4 protein-coding genes and 1 pseudogene are annotated in these 2419 nt (G+C 72.0%); 1 reads left to right on the top strand and 4 read right to left on the bottom strand.

Features of this window, described 5'->3' with window-relative positions:
- A partial coding sequence (locus tag ACFFCN_RS18655) for a fructose-bisphosphatase class II (RefSeq protein ID WP_375494116.1) occupies positions 1-281 on the bottom strand: 281 nt, incomplete at its 3' end.
- A gap of 77 nt (positions 282-358) precedes the next feature.
- Between ACFFCN_RS18655 and ACFFCN_RS18650 the strand changes: the two genes are divergently transcribed.
- Positions 359-805, top strand: coding sequence for a VOC family protein (locus tag ACFFCN_RS18650; RefSeq protein ID WP_375494114.1), 447 nt, complete (start codon positions 359-361; stop codon positions 803-805).
- A gap of 12 nt (positions 806-817) precedes the next feature.
- On the opposite strand, the gene ACFFCN_RS18645 is transcribed toward ACFFCN_RS18650, so the two are convergent.
- The 3 genes and pseudogenes from ACFFCN_RS18645 to ACFFCN_RS18635 form a co-directional block, all read right to left on the bottom strand.
- Positions 818-1021: an exodeoxyribonuclease VII small subunit gene (locus ACFFCN_RS18645; RefSeq protein ID WP_375494112.1), complete on the bottom strand. Its 204-nt coding sequence runs from the start codon at positions 1019-1021 to the stop codon at positions 818-820.
- A gap of 10 nt (positions 1022-1031) precedes the next feature.
- On the bottom strand, positions 1032-2234 hold the full coding sequence (gene xseA, locus ACFFCN_RS18640) for an exodeoxyribonuclease VII large subunit (RefSeq protein WP_375494110.1): 1203 nt from the start codon (positions 2232-2234) through the stop codon (positions 1032-1034).
- A gap of 4 nt (positions 2235-2238) precedes the next feature.
- Positions 2239-2419: pseudogene (locus ACFFCN_RS18635) on the bottom strand (hypothetical protein); the annotation flags it as partial.

The raw sequence follows: 2419 nt of genomic DNA, 5'->3' as shown, positions 1-2419 counted from the left end.
CCGGTGCCGTCGCCGACCTCCTCGCCGTTGTAGAGCATCGGCGCCTCGTCCTTCTCGCCCTCGCCGATGACCACGACGCCGCGCATGGACACGGTGCCGATGAGCGCGCGCATGGCATCGACGGCAGCGCCGTCCCCGCCGTTCTTGTCGCCGCGACCGACCCAGCGCCCGGCCGCCATCGCCGCGGCCTCGGTGACCCGGACCAGCTCCAGCGCAAGGTTGCGGTCCGGGGCCTGTCGGTCCACGGCGAGCTCCGGCGGTACGGCGGATTGCTCGGTCAAGTCGGCTTCCTCTCGGACGGAAGGGACAATCTTTTCAGATCGACATTTCCGCGGGGAGTCACGGCATGATCGCTCACATGACCCCCTGGCATCTCACCGTCGACTGTCACGACCCACAACGGATGGTGGCGTTCTGGTCAGCGGCGCTCGGTTACGTGCCCGCCCCGCCGCCGGCCGGTTTCGCGACCTGGCACGACTGGTACGTCTCGGTCGGCGTGCCGGCCGACGAGCTCGGTGACGGCGACAACTGCGATCGCCTCGTGGACCCGACCGGCGTCGGGCCGCGGATCTGGTTCCAGGTCGTGCCGGAAACCAAGACCGTCAAGAACCGGCTCCATCTGGATCTCGACGTGACGGGGGGCCGGACCACTGCGTTGGAGCAGCGCCGGGCCACCGTCGACGCGAAGGTGGCCGAACTCGTCGTGGCAGGCGCGCAGGTCCTGCGGCGTGCGGACGGTGACACCGAGGGTCATTACGCGGCGACCCTCGCGGATCCGGAGGGCAACGAGTTCTGCGTCTCCTGACCCGTCACGGCGTCAGTCGGCGGCGTCGTGCTCGGCGATCTTGGCGTCCAGCCGGCCGGTCGCGCCGTCCAGCCACCGCGTGCAGACGTCGGCGAGGTGCTCGCCGCGCTCCCACAACGCCAGCGACTCCTCGAGTGACTGGCCGCCGGACTCGAGCGCGCTGACGATCTCGCGCAACTCGGCGCGGGCCTGCTCGTACGGCGGGTCGGCGCTCATCGCAGCGACACTACTGCGCGCGATCGAAGGCGGCGGCGTCGAACTCGCCGCCCGCGACACGTACCCGCAGCGCGCCGACGGCCTGCGCCGGTTCGCGCACCACCGAGCCGTCCGCGGTGCGCACGACGGCGTAGCCGCGCTCGAGCGTCGCCTCCGGGGAAAGCGCACGAACCCGCGCACGGACGTGCTCGAGATCGTCGCGGCCGGCCTGCAGCAGCGTGGTCATCCGCTGCCGGACGCGACGGCGCAGCTGCGCGGTGTCCTCGCCCTCGCGCACGATGCGCGCGCGCACCGTGTTCCGCAGCCGCTCGGGCAGTCCGGCCATCAGCTCGTGTTCGCGTTCGATGCGCGCGTGCAGCCGCCCACGGGACCGGGCGCGCAGCTCGGCGATGCCCCGGCGCTCGTCCGCGAGGTCGGGCACGATTCGCTTCGCCGCGTCGGTCGGCGTGGACGCGGCGAGGTCGGCGACAAGGTCGAGCAGCGGCCGGTCGCTCTCGTGCCCGATCGCGCTCACCACCGGCGTCCGCGCGTCGGACACCGCGCGGATCAGGCTCTCGTTGCTGAACGGCAGCAGGTCCTCGACGCTGCCGCCGCCGCGAGCGATGACGATCAGGTCGACGTCCGGGTCCGCGTCGAGCTCGCGCAGGGCGTCGACCACCTCGTTCACCGCAGACGGTCCCTGCATCGCGACGTTCGCGAGCCGGAACTGTGCGCCGGGCAACCGGCGACGGGCGTTGTCGACGACGTCGCGTTCGGCGGCGGACGCGCGTCCGGTGATCAGTCCGATGCAGCGTGGCAGGAACGGCAGCGACCGCTTGCGCTCCGGGGCGAACAGACCCTCGGCGGCGAGCAGCTTGCGCAGCGCCTCGAGGCGGGCGAGCAACTCGCCGAGCCCGACCTGGCGCACGTCTGTGGCGCGCAGGCTCAACGTCCCACGTTCGAGATAGAAGTCCGGGCGCGCCCGCAGCACCACCCGACTGCCCTCGATGACCGTCTCCGGCAGCACGGCGCGCGGGCAGGTGACGCTCAGCGAGATGTTCGCGTCCGGGTCGCGCAGCACCAGGAACTGCGTAGCCATGCCGGGGCGTCGGTTCAACTGCGCGACCTGCCCGTCGACCCAGATCTCACCGAGCCGGCCGATCCACTCACTGATCCGCACTGCGACGACGCGCACCGGAACGGGTGAGTCCGCGGAGGTCTCGAGTCGCGGCACCGCCTCAGTCGTCCTCGACCGCGTCGAAGCGCGACGGCGCGCCGTTGCGTGGCTTGCGCACGGCCTTGCCGGTGCTCTTGCGTTTCGCCGCGGCCTTGCGCGGCGCGCGGGCGGTCTTCTTCGCGGCCGGCGGCTCGTCGGGCACAACGACGTCGACAGACACGACGTCGTCCACGGGCAAGACG

This window comes from uncultured Jatrophihabitans sp. (assembly GCF_964246335.1).
Classification (GTDB): domain Bacteria; phylum Actinomycetota; class Actinomycetes; order Mycobacteriales; family Jatrophihabitantaceae; genus Jatrophihabitans.
Note: the sequence above shows the minus strand (reverse complement) of the source record. Positions and strands in the feature narration are given on the sequence as shown.